Source organism: Alteribacillus persepolensis, from assembly GCF_900099605.1.
GTDB lineage: Bacteria > Bacillota > Bacilli > Bacillales > Marinococcaceae > Alteribacillus > Alteribacillus persepolensis.
The window spans coordinates 1-21,735 of sequence record NZ_FNDK01000012.1 but is presented as its reverse complement, the minus strand read 5'-3'; the positions used below and the strand labels follow the sequence as shown (position 1 = coordinate 21,735).

Sequence of the window (21,735 nt, the reverse complement as noted above, 5' to 3'; positions counted from 1 at the left end):
GATGTATCTACATCCATTTTTCCCCCCATTCTTGAATAGATTCAATCACGGGGGATAAATCGTTTCCTTTTGTCGTCAAACTGTATTCAATACGGACTGGTTTTTCAGGGTAGACAGTGCGCTCGACAATGTCACTTTCCTCTAACTCTTTCATACGTTCTGTTAATATTCTATCACTCATATCTGGGATTTGTGCTTTTATATCTTTGAATCGTTTAGGACCATCTAACAGTACGCGAATGATGAGGCCAGTCCATTTTTTACCAAGCAGTTCCATTGCTGCTTCGTATTTGGGACACATTTTTGAATAATCCATATTCCTCACCTCTTTACTTTCTATATTCTAACACAATCGTTATGCATAGAGGAACAGAAAGAGAATTTGATGGGAAAAGAGGGGATTTCGTTTTCTAGTATGAACTTCTCATACAGCATCAAATGAAACAAAAAAACTGCTTACGGCGTGATATCATACCGTAAGCAGAAGTTGTGCTACTTAGCAAACACGTGGTTGCCGATAACAGATGTTGTTTCTCTTGTGGAAATCCAGTGATTTGTAGCAATCGCAGGGTTATAAAAGAAAAGGGATCCACTGCCCATTCCTTCAAAAGCTAGTGCTTCTTTTACGGCTTTTTTTGATTGTGCATCGGCTGGTTCGTGGATAGAGCCGTCCATAACTGGACTGAATGAAGGGTTGCCTGTCGCTGATACGTCATAAATAACCTCGTTAATTGTGTTTGGAAACTCGCTGCTGCTCACACGATTTAAGACAACGGTTGCCACAGCTACTTTTCCTGCATATGACTCACCTTCTGCTTCTGAGCTAACCAGTCTTTCGAGCAGGTCTCTTTCAGAAGAAGTAATACTCTCAGGGATATGAAGGTACTCCCCTTCACGAACATGCATTGTGTTTTTCTTATTGATTTCTTTTAAATCTAACACAGACACACCGTGTTCCACACCGATAGACCACAATGTATCTCCTTTATTGACAGTATAGGCTTTGGTAATATCTGTGGAAAATTGAAAAGATATCAGTGCGAAAAGTCCAACAGCCACTGTTTTTATTACTTTAAACAAAGTAAGTGACCTCCTTTTTCTGTTTTTTACATCGATAGAATATCAAGGGAGGAAATGATTTTCTTTAGGAAATAGCATCCAACGAAGAAAAAGGAAGCTGCAATCCTTAGGTGTACAGGGGTTATTCATGTTTATTAAAAAGAGATAACAAATATTATCAATATGTAATATACACTAAGTATTTACTGTAAAGGGCAGAAATGGATCATGTATTTATTCGTTTCGAAGGGAAAGCATGTATAAGAGAAGGAATATAAAAAAAGAACGCTCCGTAAATGAAGAAGGCCCGCACTGCTGTAAGGGTTTTCTGCGTCAAAGGATGGATTAACATATATTCGTTGGCACCACTCCGGTACAAGTACAACATCAGGTCAAGCTGCGCTTTTTTACTGCCGAAGCGTTAGTTCTTGCTTTTTTCCGCAGGTGTCTCATGGTTTTTCCACAAAAAAAGGATATCTTCCGATTAAGTTAAAGCGGCCAAACCGTAACAAAACCGAAGATATCCTTATATTTAAAAATTAGAACATGAAAGAGGCTGGTTATTGTTGAAGGGATTATTCTACGGGTTCATAATCGTCAGGATTTGGAGCGGAAATTGGTTCCGTTGCGTCCATATGTCCAAACAATGTTGGTTCTTCTTGCCCTTCAACCAATATTTTCGTTTCATTATATCCAAACTGTTCCATTATCAAAGCAATTTGATCTGTAACAGCCATTTCAACGCTTGAACCTGCGTTGACATCTAGAATAGCGTCTGAGAAGGATACTTCGGCTGTTCCGTTTTCTCCTTCTACGGATTGAATCGCTACTTCTTGTTCGGCTAACCCAGCTAATGGATTAATTAGTTCTTCACTATTTGAACCTTCTAACCAAGCGTTCAATGCTGCTTCTGGCAATTCCTCTGTGGATGCAGCTTCTACTTCTTGTTCTTCCTTATATGTTTCTAACAGTTGATCATCTGAGAAATATAAAGTGACTGTCTCATTCACTGTTTCATCCGCTGTACTACCCTCAGATTCTGTTGTTTCCTCATTTTCTGCTGTGTCTTCTTGTGTATTTGTTTCTGTATTCTCTGTATCGGACTCATCTGAAGACTCATCTGAATCAGCTTCATTTTCAACCGTTTCTTCATTTTCTGCTGCTTCCTCGTTTTCTGAAGTTTCTTCAGTTCCTGTCGTCTCCTCCGTTTCTTCCATGTCTTCCCCTTGTCCGCATGCAGCTAGCATGCCGATGCTTAAAAAGGCCGTAAGAAAAACAAACAATAGCCGTTTCATGGATCTTCTCCTTTCCCTGTTTGTGAATCCATTTACTTTCATCGTCGTATGTAGAAAGAAACAGTTACACAAAGTGTAGAAAAAGTAGAAAAAGTTGTCAAAGGTCTTTCTTCCTTATTTAGCGGAGATAGTAAAAAAGTAAACATTTCTGAAAATTCCGTTGACAGCAAATTTGCTCTGTTATATAATAAAACAAAATAATAAAACTGTAATAAAACAGGAGGGCAGGTATACATGAGGAGAAAAGAACGAAAGAACATGGTTGCATTTATCGGTAAAGTGAGGAGAACAGAAGAATTTGACTTTTCTATGATGACGGATGAAGATATTGAACACATTTATGAAAAAACATATCACGTTCATGAAACAATAGAGTAATTGTTATAATACAGGTTGGTAAGCTGGAAAGAGGCGCTGCATAAGCGCTTCTTTTTTTATGCCAACAGTAAAAGGCCGCGTTCTAGAGCAGCTGAATCATCGGTGTTACAAACACATTGAGAATACAGGTGTGCCTGCAATGATGTAAGCACTTGAGCCTAAAGTTATGCTGTTAGCTGAGTTTTCTTATTGTAAACTGTGTTTGGGTGCCTGGGTGTATACAAACGTGGTATAATACGATGGTAGTGATTTGGCGGCAGGTGATAGAGTGAAAAAATTATCGAATAAGGGATTACTTGCGTTGATTGTGACACTTGTAGTCTTGTACGGTGTTTTGTACTGGGTTTATGCATTGTTTTTGTAATTAAAGAAGAAAAGCTCAACGGCGTTTTTGTCGGGGCTTTTCTTTTTGTTACATATTCATGTTTATTTTGTAACAGACGTGAGGAAAAATCGACTATATTACTGGGAGTGTTAATCGTGCAAGATGAATTTGAACGGTTGTATGAAAACTATCACCACTCTCTGTTTCGATACTTATTTTATATGGTCCGAGATAAAGAAGCGGCGGAAGAACTCGTTCAAGAAGTATATATTAAAGTATTTCATTCTTTTCATACGTTTGAAGGGAAAAGCAGTGAAAAGACGTGGCTATATTCCATTGCTCGTCATGTTGGCATTGACTGGATACGGAAACAAAATCGGAAAAAGCGGAAATGGCTGGGTTTTATTGGTCCGCTTGCTAAATATGAGGTGAAAGATCCTGCCCCTTTGCCAGATGAAATTGTATCCACTAAGGAGGAAGTCAAACATGTTTACGAAGCGATGGAGCAGTGCACGCCAGATCAGCGTCAAGTGATTGTTCTGCGCTATTTAGAATCTCTTTCCATAAAAGAAACAGCTGATATATTAGGGTGGTCAGACAGTAAAGTGAAAACAACACAGCACCGGGCGGTAAAAAAAATAAAAAGCGTGCTGGAACAAAAGCAGGAAAGGAGGGGACAATCATGACAAAGCGCTACCATGATGAGAGCGAAGAGCAGATAAAGCGTTATATTCATCAATTGCCGCGTATTCAAGATGCACGCTCGAAGGCAGAAGTCTATCAAAAGGTACGGAAACAATGGGACGATGCACCACAGAAAAAACGCAGGCCGGTATGGCTCGTTCCATCGTTATCGGCAGCAGCTCTACTCCTTCTTTTCCTCCTGGTTCCTGCATTGTTTATGGAAAGAGTGCCATTTACGGCGAGTGATCAGCCAAAACAGCCAGAATCGGCGAATCAGCAGCAAGCTCAAGAAAGTGATAAAGCTGATGAAGAGGCAGTCCAAGAAGAAAGTGAGAATAATCAAGAAGAAACGTTTCAAGCAGAAAGAGAGGAAGGTCCGGTTGTCTCTGATGAAGAGGAAGAAAGTGTAAACAAACAAGCGGAAATCAGCCAGGAGCCTGCTGTTGAAATCGGTGAAACGACGATGGCGTTTGAGCGGTACACGGAAGCTGTGCGTACAGATGATCTTCAAAAGGATGAACAGACAGTTACTGTTCCGTTTTATGATGCTGATACTGCTGTCGTTGTTCCATTAACATTTATCATTAAAGTAGAGGAGAACATGATGGAAGCTTTTGAAGAGATATCAGAAGACTATGCAGCTGCAAATATTGGTCTGCACCGGTCTGCCTTGGAGGATGTCGACTGGCTCAACCATCCAGATGAGGAAGGGCCGCTTGAAGCAATGTTTGAAAGGGACATGTCGGCCATGAGCAGCAGTGAAAGTGACGTCGTTGTAAAAAGTTTAGAGGAGTCGCTGCGCTTTATGAACGAAAATGAGTTAGTTTTAGAATCGAATGGAAAAAGAGGGGTAGAACTAGGTAAATACGGCTTGATGGAAAATGTGGAACAAAGAAAAACACAACAAGGATATTATGTTTATACAACTAGTGAGAATGAGTCCTTTCTTGTAAGCGGAAATGCAAGTGGTCTTTCAGAGGAGTATGAAAAAGAGCCTACATTTGCAGAAGTATTAGAGAATATGAAAACAGCGGAAGAAAGCAGTTCTGTAGACCCTGCTATTCCTGAAGGTGTTACAATAGAGAATGTCAGTGAAGAGGGTGGCAGCGTACAGGTAGTATTCTCTGAAGATACTTCGCTTGCAGACACACCGCGGTCGCGAGCAATGCTAGAGGCAATTTTATTTGCTGCCGAGGATTTTGGTTTTGAACATGTGTCTTTTCTAGGGGCAGACATGGAGAATGAACTGGCACAGGATTATCCTGCAGGAGAGCCAATGGAAGTGCCAGTTGCACCAAACTATATAGAAGGATGAAAGGAAGGGCTGCGCGCTTTTTTTGCGGTTCACACTATTGTATAATTATAATACACGAAAAGGTATGTTGGAGGGTGGTTTGCCGTGGATTACAATGATCAGGTTAAAAATAGATTAAAGCGGATTGAAGGCCAGGTGCGCGGTGTCTTAAAGATGATGGAAGAAGGGAAGGAGTGCCAGGATATCGTCAGCCAAATGTCTGCGGTAAGAAGCGCTTTGGACAGAACGATCGGTGTTGTTGTTAGTGAAAATTTAGAGCAATGTGTGCGTGCTCAAATTGAACGAGGAGAAGATACAGAAGATACTATTAAAGAAGCGGTAAGCTTATTGGTAAAAAGCAGATAATTTCCTTTGTACAAACAGAAGCTGTTCCTCTGCAGATCACAGAGGGCAGCTTTTTTGTCGAAAAATATTTTTGTCTTATCTTCGTATTTTTACAAGTTTCGCTTCTTGTATTTGCTATCTTCTAACACATAAGTGATTATTATGGACAAGTTAGGTGGTAGCAATGGCTGTTACGATAAGAAGGAAGAAAGATATTGAAGAGATGCTTGCGGACTTTGAAAACATGGCGAAGTATGATGAGCAAGGACAAAAACATTACTTTGTGTTTCGCGACAGGCAGCGCGGCGGCTGGTGGACATTGATGAAAACCAATAATCGCTGGTCTGTTCATGGGAAAGGCGACAATTATTGTGATATAGCAGAAACAGTGTTAAATAAAGAAGAAGTCCTTCGTTTTATTTGGAAAAACCGCTCAGCGGTTAATCAAAAAAGGAAGTCGCTGTTTAAAGAGGGCGTTCGGTAAAAAAGCAAACAATAAAAACAGCTGACAGCAAATGCAAAGCATTGCGAGTCAGCTGTGTGCAGGGTGCTTAGAATAAGCGTGACACAATGCCAACGATAACAAGGAGAAGAAATCCCCATCCTAACACCCGTACGATCACTTGCTTTGAAACGAAACGTCGTTTATTCCAGCGGTGCGGATTAAACGTAATGTCGCCGTCGTGAACGGGTGCCTGTGTATGCATGTAAAAAGGCCGGGCATTCCGCAAAAAGACAGGGGCGATAGCAGCCCCGGCAATCAAGCCGAACAAATGAGCCACAATATTAATACCTGGATTAATAAATGTCATCACGACACCAATGATGAGAATGACGGTAATGATTTGGGCATTGGCTGCATCGATTAAATCTTTGCGGTTAATGACCATGTACAAATAGACGCCAAACAAACCAAAGATTGCACCCGAGGCGCCGAGGTGTAAATAGAAGGGGCTGGTTAAAAATAAGGTGGCCAGGTTAGCTAAAATGCCTGTGGTTAGGTACACTGTAATAAACTTTACTTTCCCAAGCATTTTTTCTAGAGCAGGTCCGAAGAGAACCAATGAAAACGAATTAAACAGCACATGCCCCATATCGCGGTGGAGGAATATCGGGGTAATCAGCCGCCACCACTCCCCAGCTGCAATCGCGCCGTTGTTTCCTACCCCTAATTGGAAAATCGCGATTCCAAAAGGGATCCATCCATTGGTCCAAATGGACAGGTTCATCCATAAGAAAAGCAAAAGATGTATAACGATAAGTCCGGTAATAATGGGGTAATTTTTCCGAAAAGAATAGAAGGTTTCGTTTCTAATAAACATGGTTTCCCCCCTTTTTTGGCCAATTGTCAACAAGTTGTTGGCAACTGCATAATCCTTTATAATTTTACCATATGGAATGGGACAGGTACTAATGACAGTGCACAGGACAAAGGGTGAACATAAAACATGATTAAAGGAATCGGCTTAGATGTCGTAGAATTAGACCGAATTGAACGTTTGTTACATAAAAGCCGGCGCTTTGAGGAAAGAGTTCTCACGACATCAGAGCGTGAGCAGTTGCACATGCTGAAAGGCAAAAGAAAAGTGGAGTTTGCAGCTGGACGTTATGCAGCAAAGGAGGCTTTTGCAAAAGCGGCAGGCACTGGTATTTCTAAAGAATACGGTTTTCAAGATATAGAAGTATATAATGACTCTTTAGGCAAACCGGTCATAAAAGCGAAGGGTCTAAACAGTACAGTGCATATATCCATCACACACAGTCATGACTTTGCTGCCGCTCAAGTTATTGTAGAGAAGTAAATGTTGGACAGGTTGACGGCTTGTTTGCATATCTTTTCTGTTTGTCTCATAGAAATATATTGCGGTTAGGAGGGACCTGCCATGCAAGTGGTTACCGGTGAAGAAATGAGGCAGGTGGATCGCTTTGCCATTGAAGACATTGGGATGAGAGAAGAAGTTTTAATGGAAAACGCCGGCAGAGCTTGGGTTGAACAATTGGAAAAGCTTTACGCCGGTCTTTGTAAAAAGAAGATTGCTGTGTTGGTTGGAAAGGGTAATAACGGTGGTGACGGTTTTGTTATTGCCAGGACACTGTTAGACAGGGGGTTTCATGTCGATGTCTGGTTATTAGCTGCAGAAGAACAATGGAAAGGGGCTGCTAAGTACCACAAACGTTTATTTGAGAGCTGCGGGTATGAAGGGAAAAACTGGGACGTTCTTGCTTTTATGGAAAAAGCGTATGATTTGTGTGTTGATGCTATGCTTGGTACCGGTGCTACCGGGGCATTGCGTTACCCTTACAGTGAAGCAGCCGATTGTTTGAACAAAAGTGGTTCCATTATCACGGCTGTTGATATTCCAAGCGGTGTGCCGGCGGGAGAAGGCGATGTTGCGGAGGAGGCAGTCCAAGCTGATGCGACGATTACGCTTCAATCGGCCAAGTGCAGTGCCTATCTTTTTCCGGCGCGGTCTTATTATGGGGACATAACCGCTGTAGACATTGGGATTCCTCAATCTGCCTGGAGTGTCGTTCATTCTAAGCGGAGTATCTGGACAAAGAGCGATGTCGCCCTGTCACTTCCTGAACGAAGTCCATCTTCTCATAAAGGAGATCACGGAAAAGGGCTCATTGTTGGCGGGTCGTTTTCTATGCCAGGGGCGGTAAGTATGACTGCTTCCGCTTGCATCTACAGTGGAGCTGGTCTGTTAACAACAGCACTTCCGGCTAGTATTCTATCAATTGTTTCGAACAGCGTGCCAGAAACGATGTTCTTGCCCCTTCCGGAAAAAAACGGCTATATTGCAGGAGAAGTAATGGGAACAGACTTTACTTTTGGCCATTACGATGCGGTAGCCGCTGGTCCAGGCCTTGGAAGGGAGCGGGGTGGAAAACAACTTATCAGAAAGCTGCTGGCTGAGGTGAAGACGCCGCTGTTATTTGATGCTGATGCGTTATATTACTTGCCTGAGCTGAAACAGGAAATGAAACAACGAGAAGAACCTGTTATTGTAACACCCCATGCTGGAGAAATGGCACGTCTGGCTGATGTGTCTATCCAGGAAGTAAATAAACACCGTTTCTCTATTTCGAAAGAATTTGCCCGAGCATATAACTGTTACGTCGTATTAAAGGGCCCGTATACGATTGTCACTTCTCCAGAAGGAGAACAGTCCATTAACCCTACTGGCAATGAAGCGCTGGCCCGAGGGGGTACGGGTGACATTTTAACAGGAATTGCTTTAGGGTTTATGCTTCAGCACCGAGATGTCTTCTCTGCGCTTTGCAATGCTGTGTATATACACGGTTTAACAGCTGATTTAGCGTTGCAAAAAGGTTTTACCGCAACTTCAATGGCATCATCTGATTTGATTCACCAGCTGCCGCTTGCATTTCGTACCATAGTTTCTTCTTTGTAAGGTTCCCTCCTTTGTCGTTATCTTTAGGACAAAGGAGAAATGATAACGTGCGCAAAATATTTCTGCTCGTGTTTGTATGTGTGATAACGGCTGTTGTTATGACAGCGTGTGGTGAAAAGTCACAAGAAGAAGTCGTACAAGACTTGGATAAAAAGCTGCAAGATATGGATGGTTACAAAGGTGAAGCAACCATGACACTTGAGACGGGTGAAGAGCCCAGAACCTATGATGTGGATATCTGGCACATGCAAAATGAAAAAAATAAATATTATAAAGTGCATTTGAAAAATGATAATGAAGAACAAAATCAGATGATTATTCGAAACGATGACGGGGTTTTTGTGTTGACGCCGGCATTGAACAAGAGTTTCCGGTTCCAGAGCGATTGGCCTAATAACAACAGCCAAGTATATCTCTATGAATCATTAATATCTGATATATTAATGGATGCAGAACGCACTTTTGCTATTCATGAAGGTACGTATGTGTTTGAAACAAAAACAAACTACCAAAATAAAAATCTTCATCATCAAGAAATTGTTCTTGATTCCAAGTCGCTAGAGCCAAAAACAGTAAAGATTTACGATGCTGATTATAAATTGTTAGTGTCTGTTGAGTTTACAGAGTTTGACGAAAATGCTTCCTTTGATGACAATGATTTCGATACAGATAAAAACATGACAGCGGCTGCGATGGAAGAAGATGTGCCAGTTTCTACAGAAGATGATGAGAACAATGAAGAAGAAAATGCAGCACAAGAAAATTTCGAAGCAGTCTATCCTTCCTACCAGCCACAAGGCTCTACGTTAAACGATAAAGAAGAAACGATGACAGAAAATGGACCGAAAGTCGTCCTGTCTTACAGTGGTGACCAGTCATTTACCATTGTGCAGCAGGTTGAAACAGCCGAAGAGGCTGCAGCAAGTGTTAATGTAGGAAACGGTCAGCCGGTTGATTTAGGGTTCACTGTGGCAGCGCAAGCAGAGAATTCTCTCACGTGGCACTATAATGGTGTAGAATACTTCATTGCTTCTCATGACTTAAGCCAAGACGAAATGACAGCAATTGCCCGTTCAATGAATGAAACAAGTGAAAACATTAAATAAGCATAAAGCCTCAAAAGATCGGCCCCTCTTTTGGGGTTTTCTTTTGTGCTACAATAACGGTAGCTAAAAGCAGGAGAACAACTAGGAGAAGATAAACAATGGCTTTCAAACAATCATCATATCGAGATACATGGGTTGAGGTAGATGTAGAAAATATTAAAGAAAACGTATCTAATGCAGCAGCGCAGTTCAAGCAGACGATGCACATCATGGCAGTAGTTAAAGCTGATGGATACGGTCATGGAGCAGTGCCAACGGCTAAAGCTGCTCTTGAGGCAGGAGCATCGTTTCTAGGTGTAGCGCTTTTAGAAGAAGCATTGGAGTTGAGAGAAGCGGGAATAGAGGCGCCGATCTTAGTTTTAGGACGGACACGTCCGCAAGACGCTGAGTTGGCTGCTAAATACCGGATTCGGTTAACAGCATTTCAAAAAGAATGGATTCAACAAGCAGAGGAGTGCTTGTCTTCGGGCAATGTATTAGATATTCATCTGAAAGTAGACACAGGAATGGGACGTATAGGTATGACAAATACCATGCAACTGTCTGATTTCTTAGAAACACTGAAAGAATACCGGGGAATCCGTGTGGAAGGTCTTTTTACACATTTTGCAACGGCCGATGAAAAAAATCACACTTATTTTCTTAAGCAGTATCAGCGTTTTTTAGAAATGGTGCAAACGGTCGAAGAACAGCATGGGGCGCCGCGCTACATTCACTGTGGCAATAGTGCTGCTGGACTGCGCTTTCCTGACAAGTGTTTTAACATGTTCCGGTTTGGGATTGCGATGTATGGGCTGACACCTTCGGCGGATATTAGTGATCAGCTCCCTTTTCCGCTAAAAGAAGCATTTTCTCTGCACAGCCGAATTATCCAAATCAAAAAGCTTCCCCCTGGAGAAAGCATTAGCTATGGAGCGACATACACAACAACAGAGGAGGAATGGATTGGGACGGTGCCGATTGGATATGCAGATGGCTGGTACAGGTATCATGCTTCAAAGGGCGGTGAAGTATTGGTGAACGGCCAAAGAGTTCCGATTGTAGGGAGAGTTTGTATGGATCAGATGATGATAAAGCTGCCGGGCTACACGCCGGTTGATACGAAGGTGACATTAATTGGAAGTCAAGGGGACTGCGCAATCACTGTATTAGAAGCGGCAGAACGCCTAGAAACCATTACGTACGAAATACCATGTATGATTAGTAATAGAGTTCCGCGCGTGTATGTATAAGGTTTCGCTGCGAATCGACAAAAAATGAGCGGTATCTATGTTTAAACATACTTTGCAAAAATAATATCGAAATGCTATGATTGAGTAAAATGATTTGAGATAGTTATAGGCGTATGCTGGAGGTGTGTGGAGTGTCTCAGAAGAGCACAAAGCAAATTAATGTTAGTCTCCCTGAATATTTATTGCGTGAATTAGACGGAATTATTGAGCATGATGACGTGGATCGCAATGATTTTATCCACCAAGCGACGGAATATTATTTAAAAGAGCGGCAAAGAAAGAAAGTGCGTGAGTCCATGCAGCAAGGCTACATGGAAATGGCCAGCATTAATTTGCATATCGCTGCTGAGTCCTTTTTGGCAGAAGAAGAAGCGGAAAATTCTTTGGATGATCGCCTTGTAAGTGGAGTGTAATGAACCGTACACGCAAAACGTAGAAGCATGTTTTGTGCTATTATTTTTCCTTATTTATGTTATCTTTTAAAAAGAAATATACAGATGAAAGGTTGCCGCTGATTAGTGGTAGCCTTTTTTTTAGGTTTTAAATCAAAAATTAAGGGATATACTTTGTTTTTTCTATTTATGTCCTTATGAACGGCTCTCAGATGAGATGCCTATGAAAAAGCAGCGGATGAAATTTTCGCATGCGTCGATAAGCTGCTGAGGAGTGAAAATGCCGCCCGCACAAGTGAACATAAAGGGCCCGCCCAGCCAGAAGGGGTAATAATGCTAACCTCCTGTAACTAATAGAACCTTTTTTATAAATCAATATGCATACGCGCCTTCATTTCGTTTCGCACTCGATGGGCAGGTTTATTGGTGAAGAATATCAAAAAAGGATATAAAAATATATAAAATTGTTGCGTATCGAATATATATTTGCGCCCGTGTGCAAGAAATGAAATAATATAAACAAGTGTGTTTTATCGTTTTACCTTTTTCTTATTCTTTTAAACTACTTGTTTAAATTGATAACAATTTTTTTGGAGGAATTGTTGATGCAGCCATCCATCATAGAGATGATATACAGCCAGCGCGAAGAAATTATGAAGCGTTGGGAAGAAGAAGTTCAGCGGGTAAGTGAGAATGAAATGGGACGACAGTTGCCATATGACAAGTACAATGAAACGAACGCAGAGTTTATTCATTTAATTATAGATACGTTGGAGTTAGATCAGAATGAAGCAAAAGAAAAATTGCGTTTCTTTGCTGAGAGGCTGATTCATGCTGGATGGCCTCTCAGCTATTTCACACAAGGGATGCAGGCTTTTCGCCGAGTGCTGCTTGAAACAATGACTTCCAATGATTCGCTGCAGTCAAAAACAGTATTTACAACGTTTTATGAGATAGAAAGCTGGATTGATGGAATCATTAACCAGCTTGTCGATGAATACACGGGATCGTGGGAAAATACACTTCATCTGCAGAAGTTGGCATTAAAGGAGTTATCTGCGCCGCTGATTCCTGTGTTTGAAAAGATTAGTGTAATGCCGTTAATTGGAACGATTGATACAGAGCGAGCGAAACTTATTATGGAAAGTTTGCTAGAGGGTATTATTGAACATCGTTCACAAGTGGTGTTAATCGACATCACGGGAGTGCCAGTTGTAGACACTATGGTTGCTCATCATATTATTCAAGCCTCCGAGGCCGTACGTCTTGTAGGTGCCGAGTGTATTTTGGTTGGTATTCGTCCAGAAATTGCACAAACGATTGTCAACTTGGGGATTGATTTAGGGAAGTTTCCGACAAGGAGTACTCTTCGTAAAGGAATTGAGACAGGCTTAGAACTGACACAGCGTAAAATTGTCGATATTTAACGCCAAGCAAGAATCGGAGGGAGGACCCGTATGCGTATACCAATTTTGAAGCTGCATGATTATCTGTTAATTTCTGTTCAAGTAGAATTAGATGATCAAACAGCACTGCAATTTCAAGAAGATTTACTGAATAAAATACATCAAGAAGGATCATCCGGAGTAGTGATCGACTTAACTTCGGTAGAGATGATCGACTCCTTTATAGCGAAAGTTTTAGGAGATGTTGTTGAAATGTCCAATTTAATGGGAGCGAAAGTTGTGCTGACAGGCATTCAGCCAGCTGTAGCTATCACACTAATTGACATGGGAATTATGCTTGACGAGGTACCGACTGCTCTTGATTTAGAACAAGGTTTGGATAAACTTCAACAGGAATTGGAGGGGTGAAGATGAGTGTCCAATCCAATGTTGAAGTTCATACGGAATGGGGAATTGTTTCTGCTCGTCAAGCAGGAAGGAATTTAGCAAAAGAACTTGGATTCAGCAGTGTCGACCAGGCGCGAATTACGACTGCCATTTCTGAATTAGCAAGAAATATATATCTGTATGCTGAAAAAGGTGAAATTATTATAGAGTCGGTCGAAAGGATGCAGTCAACTGGCAGGAAAAAGGGTATTAAAATTACAGCTAAAGACGAAGGTCCGGGTATTAAAAACATACGCCAAGTAATGGAAGACGGTTTTACGACGTCTGGAGGTTTAGGTGCAGGTCTGCCAGGTGTCAAACGATTAATGGATGAGTTTGATATTGATTCTATTGCCGGAGAAGGAACGGAAATAACGACGATCAAATGGAATAGCTAAAGGAGGGTGAAGGTTGGCGGATTCTTTTAGCTTGATGCAGGAACAATACACAAAGATTTTAAAGAAATATTTAGAAGAAAAGAACGAAACAGGACTATATCATGCCCAACAATTCAGTAAAAAAGTGCTGGAAAATCAAATCTCTCCAGAAGAAGTGGTCAGTCTTCACCTTGATGCACTCGAAAAATATTTTCCTGATTTACCCCAAGGTGTGTTTGATTCGTTTGAATTTTTGCTGGAAGTAATGATGGGATATGGCATGGCTTATCGAGAACATCAAAGCTTAAGAGATAAACAGAAAGAGCTTGAAACAGAAATTAATGTTGCGGCGAGTATGCAGCAAACATTTTTACCAAAAGAAATCCCCAGCGTTGACGCATTAGATGTAGGTGTTATTAGTGTTCCGGCCTCAAAAATGAGCGGTGATTATTATCATTTTATAAAAGATGACAATGATTGTATTGGAGTAGCAATTGCTGACATTATAGGTAAAGGCGTTCCAGCAGCACTATGTATGTCTATGATTAAATATGCGATGGACAGCCTGCCTGAACAGAGGCTGCAGCCGGGAGCCTTGCTGGATAATTTAAACCGAGTCGTTGAGCAGAATGTAGCTTCCAATATGTTTATTACGATGATGTACGGGTCTTATGATCCGCGTGTTCACCATTTTTATTATTCTGGAGCAGGACATGAACCAGGGTTTTATTATCATTATGACACAGATACATTTGAAGAGCTGTATGCAAAAGGACTTGTATTGGGTATCAAGCGGGATACTACATTTCGTGAGTACCATAAAAAAGTGGAACCTGGTGATTTTATTGTATTGTTGTCTGATGGTGTTACAGAATGTCGCACGGATGACGGCTTTATCGAAAGAGAAGAGCTGACACGGCTGATTCGCAAATACAAACACCTGCCTGCACAAGAAATTGTTGATAATGTCTTCTATCAATTAGAAAAACTGCAAGGGTTCCAGCTTCGTGATGACTTCTCCTTAATTATTTTACGGAGAAAGGTTTAACTTTTATATCGCAAGGGAAAGAACAAATAACGACACAGATATGGGTACGTTAATAACAGCGGTTTTGCAGATTGTATGTGTTTGATGACTGTTTTTGTCCAGTTGAACACATCTTTATGACAGGAAAAATGAAAGTTAGCATACTGAAAGCAGTATCGTTGATATAACATGAGGGCAACGTATGGATATAGGAGGCATAAAAATGGATTTGGATATACGTACGGAAGAAAAAAACGGCCAAGATATTCTTTATGTAGGCGGAGAAGTTGATGCATATACAGCACCGCAGCTGCGGGAATCGCTAAAGCCGCTGACAGAAAAAGATATTCCTAATGTAATCGTTGACCTTGCTGATGTGGATTACATCGACAGCACAGGTCTGGGTATTTTTATTGGTGCGCTTAAATCTGTTAACGCAAATGAAGGTTCGTTAAAGCTCATTGGTCTTAATGCACGGGTGAAACGTTTATTCTCTATTACAGGCTTAGATGAGGTGATGGACATCAGTGAGGAAAGAGAGGAGGCTAAATGATGGGCGAGAAACCAATAGATCACATTGAATTGAAGCTCCCGGCAAAGGCTGAATATGTAGGAGTCGTACGTTTAACTGTATCCGGAATTGCAAGCCGAGCTGGTTATTCCTATGATGATATTGAAGACTTAAAGATCGCAGTAGCTGAAGCATGTACGAATGTAGTTGATCATGCCTATCAAGACAGCGGGCTTATCGGGATAGGGTGCAGCTTATATACAGATAAAATGGTTATTGTCGTTGCGGATAACGGCCAAAGCTTCGATTTGGAGAAATTAAAAGAAGGCCTCGGTCCTGTAGATGGTACGAAACCAATTGGTGAATTGGAGGAAGGGGGGCTAGGGCTGTTTCTTATTGATTCTCTGATGGATAAAGTGGAAATTAACGGAAAAGCTGGTGTTGCTATTGTGATGACAAAGTTTCTGCAAAGAGATGAGGTGGAACAGAATGCCGATGGAGTCCCAGCGCCAACAAACGCCCAAAAACAATAAAGAAGAACATGAAGTGTATGAATGGATTAAGCAATACCAGCAGGACCCATCAGAAGAAATACAAACAAAACTAGTACAGCATTATGAACCTCTTGTTCAGTCTCTAGCTCGAAAGTTTTCGCGAGGACAGGACCATGATGATGATTTGTACCAAGTTGGTATGATTGGACTGTTGGCTGCGCTTAGAAGGTTTGATGATACGTACAAGCGCAGCTTTGAATCGTTTGCTGTGCCTACCATTGTTGGAGAAATTAAACGGTTTATCCGCGATAAAACATGGAGTGTTCATGTTCCCAGGCGAATTAAAGAACTAGGCCCTCGAATCAAGAAAGCGGTTGAAGATTTGACAACACAGCTGCAGCGTTCTCCGCAGGTTGAAGAAATCTCGTCATACTTAGACGTTAGTGAAGAAGAAGTACTCGAAACAATGGAAATGGGGAAAAGTTATCAGGCGCTTTCAGTTGATCGCTCTATCGAAGCTGATCAGGAAGGCAGTGCTGTGACATTGTTGGATTTAGTTGGAGCAACAGAGGAAGGGTATGAAAAGACTGACCAGCAGATGTTGTTAGAAAAAGCATTTAAAGTATTAAATGACCGGGAAAAACAAATACTGCAATGTACGTATTTTGATAACTTAAGTCAAAAAGAAACGGGAGAAAAGTTAGGGATTTCTCAAATGCACGTCTCTCGTTTACAGCGGCGGGCATTACAAAAGCTGCGAGAATCAATAAGAGTGGAACCATCGGAGTGTCTTTAATATGATTGAAAATCCAACGCATGCCAAAGTGGACGTTGCAGCGTTTCAAAAGAGAAAAAAGGGCAATTACCAGTGCGGAGATGCTTATGTAACAGTGGAGACAGATGATTATTTTGTTTGTGCACTGGCTGATGGTCTTGGTAGCGGAGAAATGGCTTACCGCTCATCAAAAAAAACGATGGATATTGTCCAGCAATATCATGGGGACAGTGTTCCGCGCCTGTTAGAAAAGTGCAATCGCGCTTTGCTAAGGGAAAGAGGCGTGGTTATAACTATTTTAAAGGTGTATTTTGCTGCTAATGAAATGGTGTATGGCAATATTGGAAACATTGCTACCTATTTCATTACCAGCAGCGGGGAGGCTTCTCGCCCTATTCCAGCACCTGGTTATATGGCGGGACGCAAATTTCAATACAGGCTTGATTATTTCCCCGTACAAAAAGGATTTCAGTTTTTGTTACACTCGGATGGTATAACGATGACTTCATCTGATCAGCAATGGCTAAAGTACTCCCCTTCCCCTGAACGTTCTGTTGAGCAATTGTCTAAAAAAGCACAAAACGAGGACGACGATACAACCATTATTGCTGGATATATTATGTAAGAGCCCAAAGAGGCTCTTTTTTGTATGATAGAAAAAGCTTCAACGCATTATGGGACCAAGAGGAGCCGGTAAACGAAACGACTTGTCAGGGCATTTATACGGCTCTTATTTGTAAGAAGGGGTGGTAAAGTAGAACAAGAAAAGGCTTTTGATTATGATATAGTGAGAGAGTATATGCTGATAGATGGTTATGTTTTACATAATGAACACAAAGGAGTTTGCAAAACATATGGATGATCAAGCAAAACAACAACTTCTAGGAATGATCACAAAGCAGCTGTCATTAAGTGCTTCCTCTGTGAAAAACATTATTCAGCTGCTTGAAGACGGAAATACTGTTCCGTTTATAGCAAGGTATCGTAAAGAGCAGAGCGGTGGTGCTGATGAAGTACAAATACGAAACGTGCATGAACAATGGGAATATGGGAAGCAATTATATGGAAGAAAGCAAGAAGTATTACGTTTAATCGATGAACAAGGGAAGTTAACCAAAGAGTTAAGACAGTCCATTGAATCTGCGGAGAAATTGCAGGAAGTAGAAGACTTATATCGGCCGTATCGTCAAAAGCGGAGAACACGAGCGACAAAAGCGAAGGAAAAGGGGTTAGAACCGCTCGCTGCGCTCATTTTTTCTCAGCCGCGAAAGGCAGATATTGAAGAAGAAGCAAAACAGTATGTTTCTGAAGAAAAGGAAGTAGAAACGAAAGAAAAAGCCTTAGAAGGGGCTTTGGATATTATTGCTGAGTGGGTCTCTGACGATGCGGATGTCCGTAAGCGTATAAGGAAGATGACATTTCAACAAGGATTGATGTTGTCTCAAAAGAAAAAGGATAAAGCGGATGACCAAGGCATTTATGAAATGTATTATGAGTACGAAGAGCCGTTGCGAAGCATTCCTTCTCACCGTGTTTTAGCAATGAATCGTGGAGAAAAAGAAGACATCCTGAGAATTTCTATTCAAATGAATGAGGAAGCGATTCATTCATTTCTTGAAAAGCATATCATTAAACGTTTTGGCTCACCTGCTGTGCCTTACTTAGAATCAGCTTATCAAGATGCATACAAAAGACTGCTGGCACCAGCGATAGAAAGAGAGATTCGCAAGGAATTAACAGATAAAGCAGAAGAACAAGCCATTCACATTTTTTCTGAAAACCTGCGCCATTTACTGCTGCAGCCTCCAGTGCGGGAGAAAAGAGTTCTTGGTGTAGACCCAGCGTATCGAACGGGGTGTAAGCTGGCAGTTGTAAGTGAAACTGGGAAGCTGCTGGATACAGATGTCATGTACCCAGTGCCGCCGAAAAAAGAAGTAGAAAAATCGAAAGCATTAATAAAAAGACTGCTGAAAATGTACGATTTTGACGTTATTGTTATTGGAAATGGAACTGCTTCTAGAGAAACAGAAGAATTTATCGCTGATGTAATGACAGAACTTTCGAAAGATGTATCTTATCTCATTATCAGTGAGGCAGGGGCTAGTGTGTACTCCGCTTCTGTATTAGGACGTGAAGAATTCCCTGAGCTGGAAGTGGAAGAGCGCAGTGCTGTATCAATTGCAAGGCGGCTGCAAGACCCTCTCGCGGAGCTGGTGAAAATCGATCCGAAGTCAGTCGGAGTAGGGCAGTATCAGCACGATGTTTCTCAATCCAGATTGAATGATTCATTAAAGTTTGTTGTAGAAACAGCGGTAAACCAAGTTGGAGTTAATGTAAATAGTGCTTCAGCGAGCTTGTTGCAGTATGTAGCTGGATTGTCTAAGTCTGTCGCTAGTAATATCATTAAAGCAAGAGATGAAAAGGGGCAGTTCCAGTCTCGGAAAGAGTTGCAGCAAGTACCGAGGTTAGGAGCAAAGACATTTGAACAGGCAGCGGGATTTTTGCGGATATTGGATGGGAAAGAGCCTTTGGACCGTACCGCTATTCACCCAGAAAGTTATGGAGCTGCCATGCAGTTGTTAGAAATGATTGATGCCAATGTGGAGGAAGCAGGCACTGCTTCTATGAAGGAAAAACTAAAAACGTTGGACATAGAACAGACAGCTGCTGAACTTGGCATTGGAGTACCAACGCTTATAGACATAGCAGAAGATTTAAAGCGCCCAAATCGCGATCCAAGGGATGAATTGCCGCTTCCAATATTAAAAAAAGGTATTATGAGTATGGAAGACTTAGAAAAAGGCATGGAACTGCAAGGGACAGTCAGAAATGTGGTTGATTTTGGGGCATTTGTTGATATTGGCGTAAAACAAGATGGGCTGGTGCACATATCTAAAATGGCAGAACGTTTCATTAAACACCCAATGGAAGAAGTAGCAGTAGGAGATATTGTAAATGTTTGGATAGAAGATGTGGATGTTAACAAGGGAAGAATTGCTTTAACCATGATTCAGCCCGCGAAGCAAACGTAAAAAGCAGCCGGTGTGCTACCGGCCTGCTTTTTTTTGTTTGAATTGATAATCAAACCAGCATTGATTTAACACCCGAATTTCCTGACGGTTTTTTTCAAAAAAAGCTTTTTTCAGCTGCCTCATGAACCAGCCAGGCATGGGGCACAACCTCCCTGTAATGTTGAAGTGAAAGCAAAGGACTTTGTCTGTTACAATCAGTATATGCGCAACAGTTTGTCAGACTTTCCATTGAAAAGGAGGGGACGGAGATGGACGATGAAACATTGACCGAGCTGACAAAGGAAATATCCACACAATATTTTGCTAAACCCTTTTTGCACAAAGCTGTGTTCAACCGGAGACTAAGAACTACTGGGGGGCGTTATCTGCTTCATTCTCATCATATAGAAATTAATCCAAAACACTATGAACGATTTGGAAGGGAAGAACTGGTGGCCATATTAAAGCATGAACTTTGTCATTATCATTTACATCTAGAAGGCAAAGGCTACCAGCATAAAGATCGTAACTTTAAGGATTTGTTGGAACAGGTCGGTGGTGCAAGGCATTGTAAAACAATACCAGAACTGCAAAATCGGCGAAAGACGATTCACCTTTATCAATGCCTGGAATGTGAACAAACGTTCCGAAGGCATCGAAGAATGGATACAGCAAAGTACGTTTGTGGAATATGCCGAGGTAAAATAAAAAAAATATAGGGAAACACTTGACCACATTTTGTTTCCTGTGATACATTATAAAAGTCGCTTGAGAGAGGGACACAACATAATAAGAAAAGCGACATGAAAAGATATAAAAAAGTTATTGACTTTTAAAAAGGAATTCGTTAAAATATAAAATGTCGCTGAAAACGAAAGCGAAAATACTTAAAAATTCCACAGTAGCTCAGTGGTAGAGCTATCGGCTGTTAACCGATCGGTCGCAGGTTCGAATCCTGCCTGTGGAGCCATTAGGAGAAGTACCCAAGTGGCTGAAGGGGCTCCCCTGCTAAGGGAGTAGGTCGTGTAAGCGGCGCGAGGGTTCAAATCCCTCCTTCTCCGCCATGATTATTAATGGAACGGCCCGTTGGTCAAGTGGTTAAGACACCGCCCTTTCACGGCGGTAACAGGGGTTCGAATCCCCTACGGGTCACCATGGAGGGTTAGCTCAGCTGGGAGAGCATCTGCCTTACAAGCAGGGGGTCGGCGGTTCGAACCCGTCACCCTCCACCATGCAAAATAGTTTTATAGAACAATATTCATAAGAAAACATTGCAGAAGATGACTTAACATAACATAAAAGGGCCTGTGGTGTAGCGGTTAACATGCCTGCCTGTCACGCAGGAGATCGCGGGTTCGATTCCCGTCAGGCCCGCCATAAAAAAACAAAACAATAAACGATGGCCCATAGCCAAGCGGTAAGGCAACGGATTTTGATTCCGTGATGCGCTGGTTCGAATCCAGCTGGGCCAGCCATAAAATGCGGGTGTGGCGGAATTGGCAGACGCGCTAGACTTAGGATCTAGTGTCTCTGACGTGGGGGTTCGAGTCCCTTCACCCGCACCATTTTATTTTATTGAAATAATTGGTTTGCGCGGTCGTGGCGGAATGGCAGACGCGCTAGGTTGAGGGCCTAGTGGGAGTTAATCCCGTGGAGGTTCAAGTCCTCTCGACCGCACCATTAATAGGCGCCCGTAGCTCAATTGGATAGAGCGTCTGACTACGGATCAGAAGGTTAGGGGTTCGACTCCTCTCGGGCGCGCCATTTATATAAAAGATTGCTTGCTGCCAAGTATGGAATTATAGATGAGAGAAAAATGAAAAAGCAAATTACTAATTATGAAATGTACGGGAAGTAGCTCAGCTTGGCAGAGCACTTGGTTTGGGACCAAGGGGTCGCAGGTTCGAATCCTGTCTTCCCGACCATAATGCGGGTGTAGTTTAGTGGTAAAACCTCAGCCTTCCAAGCTGATGTCGTGGGTTCGATTCCCATCACCCGCTCCATTCATTTTCTTATAATTTCATATAGAAAAAGCATGGTCTTTTTTTATGCATAAATAAGAAGAATGGGCCTGTAGCTCAGTTGGTCAGAGCGCACGCCTGATAAGCGTGAGGTCGGTGGTTCAAGTCCACTCAGGCCCACCATGAAAAAACACCAAAAAAGTTGTTGACATTGATTG

General features: G+C 41.8%; 25 protein-coding genes and 12 tRNA genes. 32 read left to right on the top strand and 5 right to left on the bottom strand.

The window, feature by feature from the left end; translation table 11 throughout:
• Positions 1–7 precede the first annotated feature (7 nt).
• From BLT18_RS10525 to BLT18_RS10515, 3 genes are all read right to left on the bottom strand, one after another.
• Positions 8–316 (bottom strand): winged helix-turn-helix transcriptional regulator, encoded by a 309-nt coding sequence (locus BLT18_RS10525; protein ID WP_091273743.1) that lies wholly within the window; start codon positions 314–316, stop codon positions 8–10.
• A 176-nt stretch (positions 317–492) separates the two neighbouring features.
• On the bottom strand, positions 493–1,080 hold the full coding sequence (locus BLT18_RS10520) for a cell wall hydrolase (RefSeq protein ID WP_245705241.1): 588 nt from the start codon (positions 1,078–1,080) through the stop codon (positions 493–495).
• Between the two features lie 554 nt (positions 1,081–1,634).
• Positions 1,635–2,354 (bottom strand): GerMN domain-containing protein, encoded by a 720-nt coding sequence (locus BLT18_RS10515; RefSeq protein WP_175487467.1) that lies wholly within the window; start codon positions 2,352–2,354, stop codon positions 1,635–1,637.
• Positions 2,355–2,588: 234 nt separating this feature from the next.
• On the opposite strand from BLT18_RS10515, the gene BLT18_RS10510 reads away from it, so the two are divergent.
• The 5 genes from BLT18_RS10510 (at position 2,589) to BLT18_RS10490 (ending at position 5,864) form a co-directional block, all read left to right on the top strand.
• Positions 2,589–2,732, top strand: coding sequence for a BH0509 family protein (locus BLT18_RS10510; RefSeq protein ID WP_091273740.1), 144 nt, complete (start codon positions 2,589–2,591; stop codon positions 2,730–2,732).
• 480 nt (positions 2,733–3,212) lie between these two features.
• On the top strand, positions 3,213–3,743 hold the full coding sequence (locus tag BLT18_RS10505; RefSeq protein WP_091273738.1) for an RNA polymerase sigma factor SigX: 531 nt from the start codon (positions 3,213–3,215) through the stop codon (positions 3,741–3,743).
• Entirely contained in the window at positions 3,740–5,056 is a 1,317-nt protein-coding gene (locus BLT18_RS10500) for a GerMN domain-containing protein (RefSeq protein ID WP_091273736.1), read from the top strand. Before BLT18_RS10505 ends, BLT18_RS10500 begins: the two co-directional genes overlap by 4 nt.
• An 84-nt stretch (positions 5,057–5,140) precedes the next feature.
• Entirely contained in the window at positions 5,141–5,401 is a 261-nt protein-coding gene (locus BLT18_RS10495) for a metal-sensitive transcriptional regulator (RefSeq protein ID WP_091273735.1), read from the top strand.
• A 163-nt stretch (positions 5,402–5,564) separates the two neighbouring features.
• Entirely contained in the window at positions 5,565–5,864 is a 300-nt protein-coding gene (locus tag BLT18_RS10490; RefSeq protein ID WP_091273733.1) for a hypothetical protein, read from the top strand.
• Between the two features lie 67 nt (positions 5,865–5,931).
• On the opposite strand, the gene BLT18_RS10485 is transcribed toward BLT18_RS10490, so the two are convergent.
• Positions 5,932–6,702: a rhomboid family intramembrane serine protease gene (locus BLT18_RS10485; protein ID WP_091273732.1), complete on the bottom strand. Its 771-nt coding sequence runs from the start codon at positions 6,700–6,702 to the stop codon at positions 5,932–5,934.
• Positions 6,703–6,828: 126 nt separating this feature from the next.
• Between BLT18_RS10485 and acpS the strand changes: the two genes are divergently transcribed.
• From acpS to BLT18_RS10415, 14 genes are all read left to right on the top strand, one after another.
• On the top strand, positions 6,829–7,182 hold the full coding sequence (gene acpS, locus BLT18_RS10480) for a holo-ACP synthase (protein ID WP_091273730.1): 354 nt from the start codon (positions 6,829–6,831) through the stop codon (positions 7,180–7,182).
• Between the two features lie 81 nt (positions 7,183–7,263).
• Positions 7,264–8,799 carry an NAD(P)H-hydrate dehydratase gene (locus BLT18_RS10475; RefSeq protein ID WP_091273729.1) on the top strand — a complete coding sequence of 512 codons (1,536 nt, stop codon included), beginning with the start codon at positions 7,264–7,266 and terminating at the stop codon, positions 8,797–8,799.
• A 47-nt stretch (positions 8,800–8,846) separates the two neighbouring features.
• Positions 8,847–9,905 (top strand): LolA family protein, encoded by a 1,059-nt coding sequence (locus tag BLT18_RS10470; RefSeq protein WP_091273727.1) that lies wholly within the window; start codon positions 8,847–8,849, stop codon positions 9,903–9,905.
• Positions 9,906–10,003: 98 nt separating this feature from the next.
• Entirely contained in the window at positions 10,004–11,137 is a 1,134-nt protein-coding gene (gene alr / locus BLT18_RS10465) for an alanine racemase (protein WP_091273726.1), read from the top strand.
• Between the two features lie 131 nt (positions 11,138–11,268).
• Positions 11,269–11,550 carry an antitoxin gene (locus BLT18_RS10460; protein ID WP_091273724.1) on the top strand — a complete coding sequence of 94 codons (282 nt, stop codon included), beginning with the start codon at positions 11,269–11,271 and terminating at the stop codon, positions 11,548–11,550.
• A gap of 584 nt (positions 11,551–12,134) precedes the next feature.
• Positions 12,135–12,956, top strand: a complete 822-nt coding sequence (locus tag BLT18_RS10455) for an STAS domain-containing protein (RefSeq protein WP_091273723.1) — start codon at positions 12,135–12,137, stop codon at positions 12,954–12,956.
• A gap of 30 nt (positions 12,957–12,986) precedes the next feature.
• On the top strand, positions 12,987–13,343 hold the full coding sequence (locus BLT18_RS10450) for an STAS domain-containing protein (RefSeq protein WP_091273721.1): 357 nt from the start codon (positions 12,987–12,989) through the stop codon (positions 13,341–13,343).
• Between the two features lie 2 nt (positions 13,344–13,345).
• Positions 13,346–13,759, top strand: a complete 414-nt coding sequence (locus tag BLT18_RS10445) for an anti-sigma regulatory factor (protein WP_091273720.1) — start codon at positions 13,346–13,348, stop codon at positions 13,757–13,759.
• Positions 13,760–13,772: 13 nt separating this feature from the next.
• Positions 13,773–14,786, top strand: coding sequence for a PP2C family protein-serine/threonine phosphatase (locus BLT18_RS10440; protein ID WP_281242352.1), 1,014 nt, complete (start codon positions 13,773–13,775; stop codon positions 14,784–14,786).
• Between the two features lie 202 nt (positions 14,787–14,988).
• Positions 14,989–15,318: an STAS domain-containing protein gene (locus BLT18_RS10435; protein WP_091273718.1), complete on the top strand. Its 330-nt coding sequence runs from the start codon at positions 14,989–14,991 to the stop codon at positions 15,316–15,318.
• Complete coding sequence (gene rsbW / locus BLT18_RS10430; RefSeq protein WP_139184730.1) at positions 15,318–15,809, top strand: anti-sigma B factor RsbW; 492 nt, start codon at positions 15,318–15,320, stop codon at positions 15,807–15,809. The genes BLT18_RS10435 and rsbW overlap by 1 nt, the downstream gene beginning before the upstream one ends.
• Positions 15,766–16,566, top strand: a complete 801-nt coding sequence (gene sigB / locus BLT18_RS10425; protein ID WP_091273714.1) for an RNA polymerase sigma factor SigB — start codon at positions 15,766–15,768, stop codon at positions 16,564–16,566. Before rsbW ends, sigB begins: the two co-directional genes overlap by 44 nt.
• A 1-nt stretch (position 16,567) precedes the next feature.
• Positions 16,568–17,170: a PP2C family serine/threonine-protein phosphatase gene (locus BLT18_RS10420; protein WP_091273712.1), complete on the top strand. Its 603-nt coding sequence runs from the start codon at positions 16,568–16,570 to the stop codon at positions 17,168–17,170.
• Between the two features lie 229 nt (positions 17,171–17,399).
• Entirely contained in the window at positions 17,400–19,577 is a 2,178-nt protein-coding gene (locus BLT18_RS10415) for a Tex family protein (RefSeq protein WP_091273710.1), read from the top strand.
• A gap of 15 nt (positions 19,578–19,592) precedes the next feature.
• On the opposite strand, the gene cmpA is transcribed toward BLT18_RS10415, so the two are convergent.
• On the bottom strand, positions 19,593–19,715 hold the full coding sequence (cmpA, locus tag BLT18_RS10410) for a cortex morphogenetic protein CmpA (RefSeq protein WP_091273708.1): 123 nt from the start codon (positions 19,713–19,715) through the stop codon (positions 19,593–19,595).
• Between the two features lie 110 nt (positions 19,716–19,825).
• On the opposite strand from cmpA, the gene BLT18_RS10405 reads away from it, so the two are divergent.
• From BLT18_RS10405 to BLT18_RS10345, 13 genes are all read left to right on the top strand, one after another.
• The gene (locus BLT18_RS10405) at positions 19,826–20,275 is read left to right on the top strand and encodes a SprT family protein (RefSeq protein WP_091273706.1); all 450 of its coding nucleotides are present in this window, start codon (positions 19,826–19,828) and stop codon (positions 20,273–20,275) included.
• A gap of 176 nt (positions 20,276–20,451) precedes the next feature.
• Positions 20,452–20,526: transfer RNA gene (locus tag BLT18_RS10400), tRNA-Asn, on the top strand.
• Positions 20,527–20,529: 3 nt separating this feature from the next.
• A tRNA-Ser gene (locus tag BLT18_RS10395) sits at positions 20,530–20,620 on the top strand.
• Positions 20,621–20,636: 16 nt separating this feature from the next.
• Positions 20,637–20,711 (top strand) — tRNA-Glu (locus BLT18_RS10390).
• A gap of 1 nt (position 20,712) precedes the next feature.
• Positions 20,713–20,788 (top strand) — tRNA-Val (locus BLT18_RS10385).
• 69 nt (positions 20,789–20,857) lie between these two features.
• Positions 20,858–20,933: transfer RNA gene (locus tag BLT18_RS10380), tRNA-Asp, on the top strand.
• A 23-nt stretch (positions 20,934–20,956) separates the two neighbouring features.
• Positions 20,957–21,031: transfer RNA gene (locus BLT18_RS10375), tRNA-Gln, on the top strand.
• Between the two features lie 6 nt (positions 21,032–21,037).
• Positions 21,038–21,121 (top strand) — tRNA-Leu (locus BLT18_RS10370).
• 28 nt (positions 21,122–21,149) lie between these two features.
• A tRNA-Leu gene (locus BLT18_RS10365) sits at positions 21,150–21,236 on the top strand.
• A 7-nt stretch (positions 21,237–21,243) separates the two neighbouring features.
• Positions 21,244–21,320: transfer RNA gene (locus BLT18_RS10360), tRNA-Arg, on the top strand.
• 84 nt (positions 21,321–21,404) lie between these two features.
• A tRNA-Pro gene (locus BLT18_RS10355) sits at positions 21,405–21,481 on the top strand.
• Between the two features lie 4 nt (positions 21,482–21,485).
• Positions 21,486–21,559 (top strand) — tRNA-Gly (locus BLT18_RS10350).
• A gap of 64 nt (positions 21,560–21,623) precedes the next feature.
• A tRNA-Ile gene (locus tag BLT18_RS10345) sits at positions 21,624–21,700 on the top strand.
• The last annotated feature ends 35 nt before the right edge of the window (positions 21,701–21,735 follow it).